Source organism: Nautilia lithotrophica (assembly GCF_054656815.1).
In genome coordinates this window covers 260,832-275,022 of sequence record NZ_BAAHXN010000001.1, presented here as the reverse complement: position 1 = coordinate 275,022, position 14,191 = coordinate 260,832, and the positions used below count along the sequence as shown (strand labels likewise).

Genomic DNA, 14,191 nt, shown 5'->3' with positions numbered 1-14,191 from the left:
TTTAACTGATAGACGTAAATAATTAAATAGGAATCTGATTGGTTTGTATGTTTTGTTGAGTTTTATAATTTTCAAAAAAGTCCAGTAAAGCGTTTTTTATTATTAATTCATAATGTGTTTTTGTGTATTTTTCTTTTTTGTATGTATTTAAAATTAATTCCCTGATTTTTTTCAAAGTTTTTTCATTCAACGAAACAAGTCCCATTTTTTCCAACATTGCTACGCATTTCCCTAAATCTTTAAATGAATTGTTCATTTTTTCCTCCTTAATTTTTTTTCAATCGTATTATAAATCTTAAAAGGGGAAAAAGTTTTCCCCCCTTTATGTTGTATATTTTTAAAAATTAAAAAAAAGGAGTTTAAAATGGAACAACTTAAAGTAATTATCGAAAATATCGGAGAAAACAGTTTAAAGTTTGTTTTGAAAGAGAAAAGAGCACAGTTTTTTTTAACTATTAAAGGCTCGAATAATATAAATGAACTTGAAATAGATTTAAAAAATAAAACAAAAGTATTGGAAGTTTTCGCTTGTCCTAACGATTTTGGCTTGTTTAAAATAAATAAACTGATATTAAAAAACATACCCGATGACGCAAAAATATCTTTATTGTTCAATAAAAATCCTGAAAGAATTGTAAAAGTGGAAAATATTGTTTTTGAAAGCAGTTTTTTTGCTTTTAATTATTTTTGGAATAATTTTTACAATATCTTAGACATAAACACTAAAATGTTTATAAAAATAAAAGATATAAATCCCGATAGGTTACTTGATTTGGTAGAAAAAGCTCTTAAACGCAAATTAACGTCGGAACATAAAATTATAATCGTAAATTCGTTATATAATGAAATTTTTGAAGAAATTGTATATAATTGGAACATTAATAAAAAAGTGTTTATAAATTATAAAAAAGCAATGGACGCGGAAAACTTTAAGGTTCCGATTGAGAAAGTCTATTGTTTTGATTTGTTAAGATTAACGCATAGACATAAAGTAAAAATTAGATATGATAGATAAGTTAAAAACAATATAAAGATTTTGTTTTAAAAAGGCTTAAAATGAAAATAAGAAGTGTAATTTTAGCATTGGAATTAATTAGAATAATATACGAAAAAGAAAATGTCACTATAGAAGAATTATTAAATGAACTTAACGAAATTAAAGAATTTAAACAGGATGATAATGAATTAAAAAAATATATAAAAAAACTTTTAAAACCACCAATAGATTATGGTTTAATAGAAATAGAAAACGGAAAGTATAAATTCACAGAAAAAGCTTATGAATGCATACAAGAAAGTTATAGTTTTGATGAAGTGATATCAATAGTTTTAAGTATTAAACAAGGAGATTTGTTTGCTTTATTTCCATTTATTGAAGAAGAACCCGAAAAAGAAATTCCTCAAATACATATGTTTAATTTAACAAATGTTTCAATGTTAGGTTCTTTACGGGAAAATGAACCGATAGGTTTGCTTAAATTTATTAATGTTTTAATTAAAATGATTGAAATTGAAAAAGACTTTAATTATACTGATTATATTAGGAATATAAATGAAATTGACAAGTTGAATGTTGATTTTGAAATAGATAAAAAAGATATTTTAAACAGATTAGGTGAGTTTAAATTTTTTGCTTTAGAAGTTGGTGTTAAAATCAATAATGAAATGGAAGAAATAGCAAGTAGCAGCAATTTTTTAGTAAAAATAAATGCTACAAAATTAATGTTTTTATCAAAAAAATACAATATTAATCCTTATGCATTATTTAATTTTTTACTTTTTAAAGAAATAATTAAATTATTCTATATTAAAAACTTTCAATGCAAAGAAAAATTTAATCAAATGTTTTCAATGTTAAAAGCATTAAGCATAATGCCTAAAGAACAAGTAAAAGATGTTTTATATTATTTAAGTTTCGGAAACGAAAAAGAAAAAATATGCTCAGTATTATATTCACCGGTTAGTCAAACTCATTTAAATGAAACAATAGTTACAAAAGTGTTATCGTTAAATAAACTGCATTATTGGAAAATGAGAAATTTAGATAATTTTATAGGATTGATGGTGAATAAAAAATATGAAAAAGTTATAGACGAGTTATTTAACGAAGCGTATAAATATATAAAAATTTAAAATTACTTAATAGATATTTCATGAACTTATTTCAAAATAATTGATAATACTTTATCAAACATACCCTCAAAGAAAAATAGTTATCTTAGAGGGAATATAATCAGACTTTATGTCTTGTTTTGTTGTTAGATTAAATTGTTACTAGTTTTCATAGTTTAGTGTATTACCACAATTTCATCCAATGTTTCCATTTCTTCATCGCTCATTTCCTGTGCTGCTTGACCAAAGAATTGCACCAGAAAATTTTCTATTGTTTTTAAATAATTATCGTTCAGTCTGTAAGAATACTCTACTTTTATTTTTTTGTTTTTAACGTAATTGTTAAATATCAGGTAATCTTTTCCCGGATAATAAATAAAGAACCCTTCTTTTTTCTGATAATTGAAATTAATATACAATTTTTTATCAAGATTGATTATTTTTTTCTGATAATAAGATTCTACTTTATTAAGTGCGTTTTGGGAAAAATAAAGAGGTTTCAGTTTAAAAACTTTTTCGTTTACCTGATAAAATCCTTTTTTCAGATCGTTATGTTTGTTTTTGAGTTCTATTTTGGTAACGAGGTTTTCTAAAAGTTCGTATGTTTTAGATTCTCCCATTGCTCCGATTAGGTTGTTTACGCTTTGCGTCGCAAGTATGATTTCAATTTTCGCTTCTCTTAATATATCAACTGGTAAGTGTGTTTCCGAGTTTAAAACTTTTTGTGCTTCATCGATAAAAACGGTAATAGGCGTTTCTTTGTTATCGTTTCTTTCCTGAAAATTGGAAAAAAAAGCGTTTGTTAAAGCATTAATTTCGTTTTGTCTAAATGAAGGAACGTGTAAAATAATTATTTTGCCGTTTGAAAGCTCGTTTAAAATATTCACTCCTTTTTCATCGTTCAAATATTCAATACCGGCAAGATTGGATATCGGAGCTATTAAAGACATAACGACACTGGTAAGCACCGTCTTTTCGCTTTTTGAATTTTCAAGATCTTCATCTTTTGCGATTCTGTCTATAGTTTCATATGCTTTTTTTAATTTTAAAATATTTCTTTTGGTGTTTTCATCTTCATCCTGATAATACATAAGAATATTTGTTAAGAGTTTTATTTTCAGTTTTTCTATTTTTTCATATGATGAAGCAATGTCTATTAAATTTTTTAATGTAAATTCAATTGAGGAATCAAAATTTTTTAATGCTTTTAAAGCCAGATAAATTCCCATACCAAGATTAATAGCACTTTGTTCCCAAAATTTGTCTTTTGGATGGTGCTTTAACATAACGGTTAGAAAATCGCTAAATTCAACTTCATTGAAAACTTCTAAAAGATTAATAGAAATTCCCCACGGTTTGCCCAATTCCAATACATCGTTAAGTCTTTTACATTTGTATGCCATATATTTGACACTGAAATGGTAATTGCCTTTAAAATCATATACAAGTATTCCGTGATTTTTTTTCATTCTGTAATAAAGATTCGGGTTTATAATACCCGTAGTTTTTCCGCTTCCGGTTTCTCCTAAAATTAAAGCATGTGTAAAATTTTCTTCTATTATATATTTTTCTTTGTTTTGTTTTTTATGATATGAATTTTCGTTTTTAATAAAGCCTATAGTTCCCATTTTTTATCCTTTAAAATGAAATTTTCGGTTGTTCTTTTTTTTCATCTTGTATATTTTCAACATATTTATATAATTCTTCAATTTTTTTAGGGTCTACTTTTTTTATTTCGGTTTTTCCGTATGATTTGGTAAAGTAATCGTAATAAAACAGATAATTTTCATCATCGGAATTAATTAAATACTGTCCTTTTTTTAATAACACTCCCAATTTTTTGTATATTTTGACTATTTTCTTTTGATACTCTTCTTCGATTTCCTCAAGCTCATTGTTATTTACGAATAAATTTTTCAATTTTCCTTTTTTGTCGTTGATCATATATTCGCCTTTTGAGAGTTCGGGTTTGTCTATTCCTTTTAAATAAACTTTTGTTGTCAGATTTGCTAACAGTGTTTCGGTTTGAATGTGTCCTATTGCTTTTTTGATGTTGCTTATACTTTGAGTGGCTAAAATTACGTCTATTTGACTTTCTCTTAATATGTCTACGGGAAGTTCGAATTTTTCGTTTAAAATTTTTTGTGCTTCGTCTATAAATATTGATACAGGTCTTTTTTCAATAATGAATCTTTTTTTAACGTTTGCGAATACGGCTAAATTAAGAGCGGCTATTTCGTTTTCGCTAAAAGAACTTACGTCTATACAAATAATTTTGCCTTTGTTTGCTTCATCAAGAATATCAAACTCCCCTTTATTTAAGAACTCTTTTGTAGCTATATTACTTAATGGTGCGGTAAGAGAAGGTATTATCGAATCAAGCGTGGTTCTTTCTCCGGTTTCAATTTTTAAATTGTCTCCTATAACGAATTTTATTTGTTCTATGCCTTTTTTTAGTTGAAAGAGTTTGTCGGTTATTAAAGGATTTGTTTGTAAGTTTTCTATGTTTTTTTGCATATAATCAATCAGGTGTTGTTCGCTTTGTTTTAATAGATTTTTAATTTCACTTTTTGATGAAGCCAATTTTAACAATGTTCGAAGTGATTTATCGTATTGTAATTTGTTTCCGATTACTTCAATAATGTTGATTATTCCGGTTGCGAGATTTATGGCGGCATCTTCCCAAAATTTATTTTGTTCGCTATGTTTTATGAGTACGTGTAAAAAAGCGTTTAAAGAGTTTTCATTAAAATATGAAAGGAGATTCGTATTTTCTCCCCACTTAGGACCTATAACTACTACGTCTTTTAATCTTCTTTCTTTTTTTGCGAAATATTTGACAGTTTTGTGATAGTGTCCTTTAAAGTCGTAAAGGATTATTCCGTGTTCAAGTTTTATTCTTTCATGTAAAATCGGATTAATTACTCCTGTGGTTTTTCCACTTCCTGTTTCACCGAGTATCAAAATGTGTGTAAAGTCGCAAGGCAGATTTATGTATTTTTGTGCATTAGTTTTACTTTTTTCTTCTTTTATGAAACCGATCATTTTCCCCTCCTTAGTTTTTTTCGTTTGAATTATAAGCCAAGGAGGGGGAAAAATATTTCCCTTTAATGAATGAATAATTAAAATATAAATAATCAAGATTAACATATTTTTATGAGTTAAAAACATTCATAAAAAAAATACAAAGTTTTATGAAAAATTTGGATTTACTTTTTTTGATTTTTTAATCATTTTTTACTTTATATTAATTTTTTTATTATTTCCAATGATTCTTGCTGATTTTTATCCATTTTATACTCATTTATTTTTTTGTTATGTGAAAATTTCAAAAAATAGTTTCAAATTTTTAGTTTTATAGATAGGAATTACATCAAAAGTTTTAATTATATTAATCATAGCATGTATTTTTTTCTATAGTTTCAGCTCTTAATTTTGCATTTTTAATTTTAATATTTTTTTAATAACTTAAGTAATTGATTTATTTCTTGTATTATTCTCATTTTATTTATTTTTTATTCTTGTTTTAAATTTTGTCATGTTATAGAAATGAAAAAAATAAAAAAGGAATTAACGACAAAATTCTGTTTAAGAATAGAAAAATAAATTTTTTTTTAAATCTTTTTTCCAAATATATTATTTATTTAAGAAAGCTTAAAAAAAGTTTTTTAGAAGTATTATGTTGAAAAAATTAATTAAATTAATTGATATAGTTTGTTATATGTTTATCTACTTCCTCTTTCAACCATTTAGGACTGATAACTTTAAGATTTGGTATCCACATTAGAAGTTTACGGATAATTTCATTTTCATGAGTTATTTCCAGGTAAATTGTTGAAGTTCCGTCAGAGTTTTTAATGATTTTTTGTGTTTTTGAAATAGGTATTCTTTCAAGATATTTCGTGGCGTATTCATCGGCGAATAGTTCCACTCTAAATGGCTTTGTGGTTGGATCATACCAGATGTTTACGGCTTTATCGAGATTTTTTAGGATATCTTTTTCAACTTCAAAAGATTCATCCGTAATTACAAGATGTTTGATACTTTTGATGTGGTAGGTTCTATATTTGTTTTCATGATTTAAGGCATTTACATACCAATATCCTTCAAAGTTTGAAATTTTAAGGGGTTTTATTTCAAAATCGTAAATTTCTCTATCCATTAAGTATTTGATTTTAAGAATTTTTTTATTTTTTATGGCTTCTTCTATTTTTCTGAAAGTAAAAGGCTCTATTTTTTCAATGTCGAGTTTTGAATAAAAGACGTTTTCTTCGCTTATCAGTTTGAGTTGTTTAAGTAGTGGCAAAAGTTCTTTTTCAATTCCAGCGTTTTTAGCAAGGGATTCTATTGCTTCAAATATCATTTCTTTTTCTTCGTCAATTATATTTTCAAGATAATATTTTCGGTTTTTGCTTTTTATGTTAAAGCCTGCGTCTTTGAGATAATTTATATATCTTTGGGCGGAGCGTTTTGAAATTCCATATATATTTTCAATATCCGCAGTGCTTAAACTCTCACCCGCATAAAACCTGTTTATCAAATCAAGCAGTATTGAGAGGGTCTTGGTGTATTCTTTTGCTTTCATTTAAAGCCTTTTTGATAATTGTATCAAAAACGACACAATATGAATATGGTGAATTATATAATTTCTAAAAAGGAAAATAAATGAAAACTTTATCTTCAAATATGGTAATTACAAAAAAATATAAAAACTGGAAAATAACCATCAATATTAATAAATCAATAGAAAATAAAACTCAAACTATGATTTTTAAAATTATAAAAAGATTTATCAATTATGTTGAATTATACAACACTTCTTTCATTGAAAACGAAATCCTTTGGTTGTATATGAAAAATACAAAAATAAAAAAAAGTGGTTTTATCGGAATAGTAGTAGAATTAAAAAATCAAAGTTTAAGAGCGCTAAAAGTGTTTATTGATAAAGACAAATCGGTTTTAAGAAAAATGGCTAACTATACAAAAGATAAAAATTTAACCAAATATTCTGACATGATTGAAATAAAGAAAAATGAAATATTTTCTTATGATATAAGGGTGTTTGTTTTTGATGCAATTTTGAATGTAAGTGAAGTGTTTTTAGATGAAGGATATATTTAAGAGTTTCAATGAAAAGAGCAAGAATAACATTTGTTTATGAAAATGAAAATTATGAATTATTATTGTTTTATAATGAAGGAAAGGCGACTCATTTTTTTCATAAAGAGTTATTTAAAATTCAAATATTGAAACCTTTTAACAAAGAAATTTCGTATATTTATCCTTTTCCCGGTGTCTGGGGAGCAATGGGAATGAGAAATAAAATGTTTTATTTTGGCAATATGAATGAAGATTATTTTAATATTTTGAATAAAATGTTTAAATTACTAAATATTGACAAAACAAAAGTAAGAAAACTTCAAAGCGATAAATTTTACAGCTATTTATGGGGTGGATTGAAATAATGAAAGTATTTTACACGACCAATATAGGAAATGAAAAGTTCTCTTCAAATCAGGATTCTGTTTTAATCGGAGATAAAATATTTTGTAATGTTTCGTTCAATGAAGTGAAAAGTGAAAATATAGATAAAAACTTATTTGCTGTTGCCGACGGTTTGAGTATTCATAAAGACAGCGGAATAATTTCATGTAAAGTTTTAGAGTTATTGAAAAATAAAAATATAAATAATTTCAGATTTTACTCAATTCAGGAAGAACTTGAAATTTTAAGACTACATAATCGGGAACTAACCGGAGTGGCTTCAACGTTAGCCGGTGTGTATTTTTTTGAAGATTATGCGAAAATATTTCATTTAGGCGACAGCAGGGTTTATTTGTTTAGAGATAATAAATTAACCTTACTAACAAAAGATCATAATGTTAAAAACTGCTTTTTTGAAGGAAGAGAAAACCTTTCATCCATTTACAATATGCTTGAAGGGTATTTTGTCTGTGATATTGTGGAAAAAAGTGATTTTTTACTTGAAACAAAAATAATAAAAGTTCAAAAAAACGATGTGTTTTTTGTATGCACGGACGGGGTATATGAAAGTGTGGATTTATCCGATGTTTTTAGTAAAAAAAACAAATATGAAATCATTTTCAAAAGCTGTTTAGATGAAAAGATAGATAATTTTTCATTTATTGGGATTGAGGTATAAAAAGTATATAAAAATGCAAAGGGGGATATTATGGAAAAAATAAAAATTGAATCATTATTAAAACAAGTAGAAACAATTTACAAAAAATATGATGAAATAAACAAAATTACAGGTAGAAATTTTAATGTTTTTGAAGCAGGAAATATAGGACATCTTGAAACTTTTCATACTCAATTAATTGCAGAGTTGCTTTCACCAGATGGGAGTCATAATCAAAAAGATAAATTCTTAAGATTATTTTTAGAAACAATTGGATTAAAAAAATTGAAATTAACTAATCTCAAAAGTTATGCGGAATATGTAATTGATAACAACAGAAGAATTGATGTTTTAATTGAAGATGAGGATTTTATAATCGGAATTGAAGCAAAAGTTTATGCGAATGATGGAAATAAACAATTAAAAGATTATTTTGAGTTCCTAAAGAACAAAAATAAAAAAGAATTTAAATTATATTATCTTACATTGGATAGACACTTGCCAGATGATAAAAGTTTACAAGATTTAAAAATTGATGAAGATGTATTTCTATTATCTTTTGAAGACGAAATTTATAACTGGTTAAATGAGTGTATAAAAGAAGTGAGTGATGTTCCAATTATCAGAGAAGGGCTTTATCAATATAAATTGTTGCTTGAAAAACTGACAAATAAAAACACTCAAAAGGAGAAAGAAGTGAAAGAAATAATCGGAAAAGATGTTGAAAGTGTAAAAGCTGCAGATGAAATTGTCAGAAACTATCCTGATGTTTGGTATGAAAGAGAAGCAAAGTTTTGGTTAAGTTTAATAAATGAATTAGAAAGCTCTTTTAAAGGTTGGGAATTTAATGATGAAGAATTTGAAAATATTTTGGTTTATAATGGAAATTTAGAATTATGTAAGGATGTAAAAAAAATTGCGGATAATATTAAGAATAAAAGTTTTAGACAAATTTTATTTAAAAAATATTTTGGTAGTAATAAAATAATTGTTGGTTTAATTTATGAAAATAGAGTTAAAAATATTGAAAAGTGGTATTTTGCTGAAAATATAAAATTGAATGATTATAAACCTTATGAAGAAAAAACATATTGGAATTATTGTAAAACTCAATTAAGACTTTATCCAAATGAAAATTTATCATTTGAAATTTTTGATAAAGATAGATTTAACCGTATAGTAAAAAATTTATCTCAAGAATTAATTGACTTAAAAGATAATATATTACAAAAGTTGGAAAAATGAGCTTTCCAGATAACGAAACTACTTGGGCGAGTATAAAATATCAAAACAAAATTTACAGGATGTTTAACAATCCTGTAAATGATGAAATAATAAAAAAATATAATCAAGTAAAGAAAGGTTCCTGTTCTGCGCCTTGGGTTGCAAGGGATTTCGTGTGGAAGGTAAAAAACAATAAACTTTATTTATGTAAAATTTATTTGATAAATGAAAGCAGAGATATTACAAAAGAAGTTATCCAAAATAAATTATTTGCAGATTGGGTAAATGAAGATTTGAAACTTTTTATTTCAAAAGAGCCTCATATTTTCCCACAAAGAAAAAGAAAAGTCCTTATTTTGGAAGTAAAAAACGGAATAGTTGAAAACAGTTACGAAGAAACGGAAATTTATGAAATAAAAGGGAGAAAACGAATTTTATGGGAGTATATGCAAAAGTTTGTGAGGCATTTTTGGATTTATGATAATAAAGTTTATGAAATAAAAGAAGAGATTGAAAAAGCGGTAAAAATAAATGATATTTATAAAATAAATTCTTTCTTTAAAAAATCATGGGAAAAATTAAAAAATGAAAATTATCTGTTTGATTGTTTTGAATATTATGAACTTCCAAGAGGTGAAGTTGTTTATAACGAACAAACCGGAAGTTATATTATTAACGCAAACGAGAATATTTTAAAAAGCGATTTATTAAAATATAGAATTATCAAACAGTTTGAACTCGATAAAGATTTGGTTGAATTTAATATCTTAAAATACGACACAATATAGCTCTTCAATCTTTTATAATTATTTAAAACTTCAAAGGCTTCCTATGATTAGTTTTAAAGATAAAAAATCTCTATGTAAAAAACTCGGCTATAACAAATTAAAACCGTGTCTGGAAAAACTTGAATTTTTGGAGAAAAACGGAATCGAAGCGTTTTTAAAAACTAATTTCAAATATGATTTTGTATTAGGCAGTGAGTTGTTTTTGAAAAAAGTTATTGAATTGTGCGGAGATGATAAGGATATGAAAATTTTTGAAAAAATAAGAGAAAAATTAAGCAGAAAATCCGGACATTTATTTGTGAATACAAATTTTAAAAGAATTTCTCAGCCGATATTTGTTTTGGCGTTTATGGAAGGACTTAGAAATATTTCAATTGACAGGACGAGTTTTGAAAATAAAGAAGAGGAACTGGCATATATTAGAAATTATGTAAAAAAACATTATAAAGAAAACAACGGGAAATTGAAACTTTGGGGTAATATTCAAAACTACATCTATAAAAGCGATAGGTTTAATAAATATTTGGTAATCGATAAAGACGGTAATGTGATAAATCAAATGGATGAATTTAATCCTTCAAAAGCGATAATGTTTATTAATGGTAAAGAAATAAAAATAAAGGAGGAAAAATGAAAAATCAATATTTTGGGGACATTCATGATTTTAAAAAATACACATTATTAAATTGGTTTATGGAAAATGGTAATGATAAACTTTTAGTAGCCTGGTATTTAACTAATGATGACAAAAAAATTAAGGATGGCAATAAAAGAAAATATTTAGAAAAAGAAAATATTGAATTTGAAAAAAATAAAAATATAAGTGTATGCAATAAAGAGCTTTTTGAGTTTTTAATACAACATCATAAAGATAAAAATTTAAAAATAATTGAACAAAATAAAAAAATGATTTCAAATAATATAGATTTTTTTAATAAAAATTTGGACAATTACGGAAATAGGGAAAAATGGTTTGCAGAATTAAAAAAGAAAGCTCAAAATTTTAATATTGTTTTTGCGGATCCGGACAATGGTATAAAATTTAACAATGAAAATTCTAATAAACATATTAAATTATCTGAAATTAAAGAACTTTGGAAAATGGGAAAATCATTAATAATATATCAGCATTTTTTAATGGTTGATCATAAAGTTTTAATGTCCGGAATAATTTTCAGACTTTTTGATGAGTTAAAAGATATAACCAAACCATTTATTGGAATTATTTATTCATCAAATGTTGCAATGGTTTTTATTTTGCGTAAAGAACACGAAAAAAGATTTGAAAACATAAAACAAAAACTTAAAGAAAAATGTGAAAAAATTAAATTTTTGAATTTTTTTGGATTTACAAGTGAGCATTTGAAATTAAACTAATCAATACTTTCAAAAAACTGCTTTAAAAGTCTATCGGATATCCGGTATCCGTTTGGAAGGGCAATATTCGAAAATTCCTCAATTTCATTTTTGGAAAAGCGGCTTTTTTTGTAATTAAAATATAAAATACCGAGAAGTCCGATAATTTCAATACCGAGGTTTTTGGCGATTTTCCTGCCTTTTTTCTCATCTATTATAAGAGGAAGTTTTTTTTCAACTGCAAGGGTAATTGCTTCGCTTTCTCCATCATCTAAAATTCTTTTGATGTTGCTTAAAAGTTCGTTTTCTGGAGATTCAATAATTTCTATAAATTCCGGCAAATCAATATCATTTTTAAAGATAACTTCTTCGTAAACTTTTTGTGGAATAAAAACTTTTTCAAAAACAGTAAGTAAATCAAGTCTTTTTAAATCACTTAAAATTATAAGGGTTGTGCTGTCGCTTATTATCATTACAAAAACTTTTTTGCCGTTTTCAAATCATCTTCAAAATCATAATCGATTACATCGATACCTAATGAAGATAAAAACTTCATAGCTTCTTTTTTATTCATATTCAAAGATTTCGCAAGTTCACCAAGACCTATAAGAGAGTTTTGATATGCGTCTATTAAAAAGGATGTTTTAAGTCCTTCGGTTATGATTTTATCATCAAACGATATGGTTATTCCTATCGGTTTGTTTCTTTTTGTGATGATTGTGTATTCTTTGTTTTCTAGCCATTTTGTTATTAATGACGGATTTTTTTGAAGTTCTCTTATTCCTATAGCTTTCATTATTTATCCTTATACTTATATTAATAAGTATTCTAAAATAAAAGATTCAATTTTCAAATACGTCATAATATGGCAACTTAAAAGTATAAAATTTTATAAATCCAATTAAGGAGCTCAAATGGTACTACATTCACTGCTTAATAAAATCACTTCAATAGAAAACTTTTACAAACATCCTAAAAACATAAAAGAGATAGATTTTTTACAAAAAGAATTTGAGCTTGAATATAAAGAAGCCGTGCTTTTCAGCGTAATACTTAAATTGTTTTTTGAAAGGAAAAGATTCAGAGGACTTGATGTTGAGGATTTAATGGAATCGCTCAATATCGACGCTGCTTCAAAAGAACATATCGAGCTTATCAAACTTTTAAGACATCTTGCTAAAAAAGATGTGATAGTTTTTCAGGACGGAAAAAGATTCAGAGACGATATAAACATAGATGAGAATGTTTTAAATATACTACTTGAAAACAAAAACGAGATGGATGAGATTGATTATAACGATTTGCACAGTGTTTTGGATTATTTTGATAAGCTGTTTGAAAGAAGAGGCAACGACACCGTATCATTAACGAAGTTTTTTAAACTTATTAGAACTGTTAGTCAAAAATCAAAAGATTTCAGTTTTTTAACAAAATACAGCAATGATGAGCTTGCACTGTTTTTTAAGGTATTGCTTGAAGAAGTGCAGGGTAAAAGCGGAATTTACGCTTCTACAATAGCGGAGGATATATATGATTCTGTGTCTCAAATTTCAAAATTTATGCAAAAGATTTATCAAAACGAATTTTCTATTATGAAAGATAAAATAATTGAAATAAAAGAAGACGGAAGATTTATGAACGATCCGGAAATGGAGGTAAATAAGACTTTTTATTTTAAACTTTTTAAAGTAAAAAAACAAAAAAAAGAATTTACTTCCACTTTAGTAAAATATTTACCTTATAAAAAAATAAACCAGACTATATTTTTGGATGAAAATATTAAAAAAGACATAGATTTAATAGCCAAAACAATTGATAAGAAAAATTATAAAAATATTACAAAAGAGCTTAAACAATACAACCTCTCAAGCGGAATAGTCGCACTTTTTTACGGATATCCGGGAACTGGTAAAACAGCTACGGCTTATTACTTATCAAAAGTATCAAAAAGGGATGTTTTACAGGTTGATATTTCAAATATAAGAGATAAATACGTGGGTGAGAGTGAAAAAAGGTTAAAAGCAATATTTAAAGAATACGAAAGAGCAAAAGAAGAATTAAAGAATGAGCCTATTTTACTCTTTAACGAAGCGGATTCACTTATAGGAAAAAGAATGAATACTTCAAATAGCGTGGATGTAATGAATAACGCAATGCAAAATATCTTGCTTGAAGAACTTGAAAAGTTTGAAGGTATTTTTATAGCAACTACGAATCTGATTGAAAATATGGACGATGCGTTTAACAGAAGATTTTTATACAAAATCGAATACAAAAAGCCTTCACCAAATGTCAGAAAAAGTATATGGTTAAGCAGACTTCCTCAAAGTGAAAAATTTATTGATGATATAATTGATTATGAGTTAACAGGTGGACAGATAGAAAATGTTGCAAGAAAAGCACTTCTTGATTCTATTCTTAATCAAAAAGAGATAAAAGTAACAGATATTAAAAATCTTATTGAAGAAGAGGTTGGATTTAAATCTGAAAAAAATATGAATTTAGGGTTTAAAGTTTAGTGTTGAAAATAATTATTAGCTATAATTATTCGTATAATAAAAAATGGAGA

At 25.8% G+C, this 14,191-nt stretch carries 16 protein-coding genes; 10 read left to right on the top strand and 6 right to left on the bottom strand.

What is annotated here, in order from left to right:
• Window positions 1-22: 22 nt before the first annotated feature.
• Window positions 23-256: a hypothetical protein gene (locus tag ACYQ19_RS01400; protein WP_459977618.1), complete on the bottom strand. Its 234-nt coding sequence runs from the start codon at window positions 254-256 to the stop codon at window positions 23-25.
• Window positions 257-364: 108 nt separating this feature from the next.
• On the opposite strand from ACYQ19_RS01400, the gene ACYQ19_RS01395 reads away from it, so the two are divergent.
• Window positions 365-1,015, top strand: a complete 651-nt coding sequence (locus ACYQ19_RS01395; RefSeq protein ID WP_459977616.1) for a hypothetical protein — start codon at window positions 365-367, stop codon at window positions 1,013-1,015.
• 41 nt (window positions 1,016-1,056) lie between these two features.
• The gene (locus ACYQ19_RS01390) at window positions 1,057-2,133 is read left to right on the top strand and encodes a hypothetical protein (RefSeq protein ID WP_459977614.1); all 1,077 of its coding nucleotides are present in this window, start codon (window positions 1,057-1,059) and stop codon (window positions 2,131-2,133) included.
• A 155-nt stretch (window positions 2,134-2,288) separates the two neighbouring features.
• Here the strand turns inward: ACYQ19_RS01390 and ACYQ19_RS01385 are convergent, their stop codons facing one another.
• From ACYQ19_RS01385 to ACYQ19_RS01375, 3 genes are all read right to left on the bottom strand, one after another.
• Window positions 2,289-3,740, bottom strand: a complete 1,452-nt coding sequence (locus ACYQ19_RS01385; RefSeq protein WP_459977612.1) for a type IV secretory system conjugative DNA transfer family protein — start codon at window positions 3,738-3,740, stop codon at window positions 2,289-2,291.
• Window positions 3,741-3,750: 10 nt separating this feature from the next.
• On the bottom strand, window positions 3,751-5,262 hold the full coding sequence (locus ACYQ19_RS01380) for a type IV secretory system conjugative DNA transfer family protein (protein WP_459977610.1): 1,512 nt from the start codon (window positions 5,260-5,262) through the stop codon (window positions 3,751-3,753).
• A gap of 550 nt (window positions 5,263-5,812) precedes the next feature.
• Entirely contained in the window at window positions 5,813-6,697 is an 885-nt protein-coding gene (locus ACYQ19_RS01375; RefSeq protein ID WP_459977608.1) for a helix-turn-helix transcriptional regulator, read from the bottom strand.
• Window positions 6,698-6,777: 80 nt separating this feature from the next.
• Here ACYQ19_RS01375 and ACYQ19_RS01370 point away from each other — a divergent pair, with 80 nt between their 5' ends.
• Genes ACYQ19_RS01370 through ACYQ19_RS01340 form a run of 7 tightly spaced genes read left to right on the top strand, consistent with a single transcriptional unit; the run spans window position 6,778 to window position 11,643 of the window.
• Window positions 6,778-7,233: a hypothetical protein gene (locus ACYQ19_RS01370; protein WP_459977606.1), complete on the top strand. Its 456-nt coding sequence runs from the start codon at window positions 6,778-6,780 to the stop codon at window positions 7,231-7,233.
• Between the two features lie 8 nt (window positions 7,234-7,241).
• Window positions 7,242-7,577: a hypothetical protein gene (locus ACYQ19_RS01365; RefSeq protein WP_459977604.1), complete on the top strand. Its 336-nt coding sequence runs from the start codon at window positions 7,242-7,244 to the stop codon at window positions 7,575-7,577.
• Window positions 7,577-8,275, top strand: a complete 699-nt coding sequence (locus ACYQ19_RS01360; protein WP_459977602.1) for a PP2C family protein-serine/threonine phosphatase — start codon at window positions 7,577-7,579, stop codon at window positions 8,273-8,275. Before ACYQ19_RS01365 ends, ACYQ19_RS01360 begins: the two co-directional genes overlap by 1 nt.
• Before the next feature lie 30 nt (window positions 8,276-8,305).
• Window positions 8,306-9,499 (top strand): PDDEXK-like family protein, encoded by a 1,194-nt coding sequence (locus tag ACYQ19_RS01355; protein WP_459977600.1) that lies wholly within the window; start codon window positions 8,306-8,308, stop codon window positions 9,497-9,499.
• Window positions 9,496-10,266: a hypothetical protein gene (locus ACYQ19_RS01350; protein ID WP_459977598.1), complete on the top strand. Its 771-nt coding sequence runs from the start codon at window positions 9,496-9,498 to the stop codon at window positions 10,264-10,266. The genes ACYQ19_RS01355 and ACYQ19_RS01350 overlap by 4 nt, the downstream gene beginning before the upstream one ends.
• A gap of 43 nt (window positions 10,267-10,309) precedes the next feature.
• Window positions 10,310-10,900 carry a hypothetical protein gene (locus ACYQ19_RS01345; RefSeq protein WP_459977596.1) on the top strand — a complete coding sequence of 197 codons (591 nt, stop codon included), beginning with the start codon at window positions 10,310-10,312 and terminating at the stop codon, window positions 10,898-10,900.
• On the top strand, window positions 10,897-11,643 hold the full coding sequence (locus tag ACYQ19_RS01340; RefSeq protein WP_459977594.1) for a hypothetical protein: 747 nt from the start codon (window positions 10,897-10,899) through the stop codon (window positions 11,641-11,643). The genes ACYQ19_RS01345 and ACYQ19_RS01340 overlap by 4 nt, the downstream gene beginning before the upstream one ends.
• On the opposite strand, the gene ACYQ19_RS01335 is transcribed toward ACYQ19_RS01340, so the two are convergent.
• Both ACYQ19_RS01335 and ACYQ19_RS01330 read right to left on the bottom strand, forming a co-directional pair.
• Window positions 11,640-12,095, bottom strand: a complete 456-nt coding sequence (locus tag ACYQ19_RS01335) for a PIN domain-containing protein (protein WP_459977592.1) — start codon at window positions 12,093-12,095, stop codon at window positions 11,640-11,642. The genes ACYQ19_RS01340 and ACYQ19_RS01335 overlap by 4 nt on opposite strands.
• The gene (locus ACYQ19_RS01330) at window positions 12,095-12,418 is read right to left on the bottom strand and encodes a UPF0175 family protein (protein ID WP_459977590.1); all 324 of its coding nucleotides are present in this window, start codon (window positions 12,416-12,418) and stop codon (window positions 12,095-12,097) included. The genes ACYQ19_RS01335 and ACYQ19_RS01330 overlap by 1 nt, the downstream gene beginning before the upstream one ends.
• Window positions 12,419-12,536: 118 nt before the next feature.
• Between ACYQ19_RS01330 and ACYQ19_RS01325 the strand changes: the two genes are divergently transcribed.
• Window positions 12,537-14,141 (top strand): ATP-binding protein, encoded by a 1,605-nt coding sequence (locus ACYQ19_RS01325; RefSeq protein WP_459977588.1) that lies wholly within the window; start codon window positions 12,537-12,539, stop codon window positions 14,139-14,141.
• Window positions 14,142-14,191 lie beyond the last annotated feature (50 nt).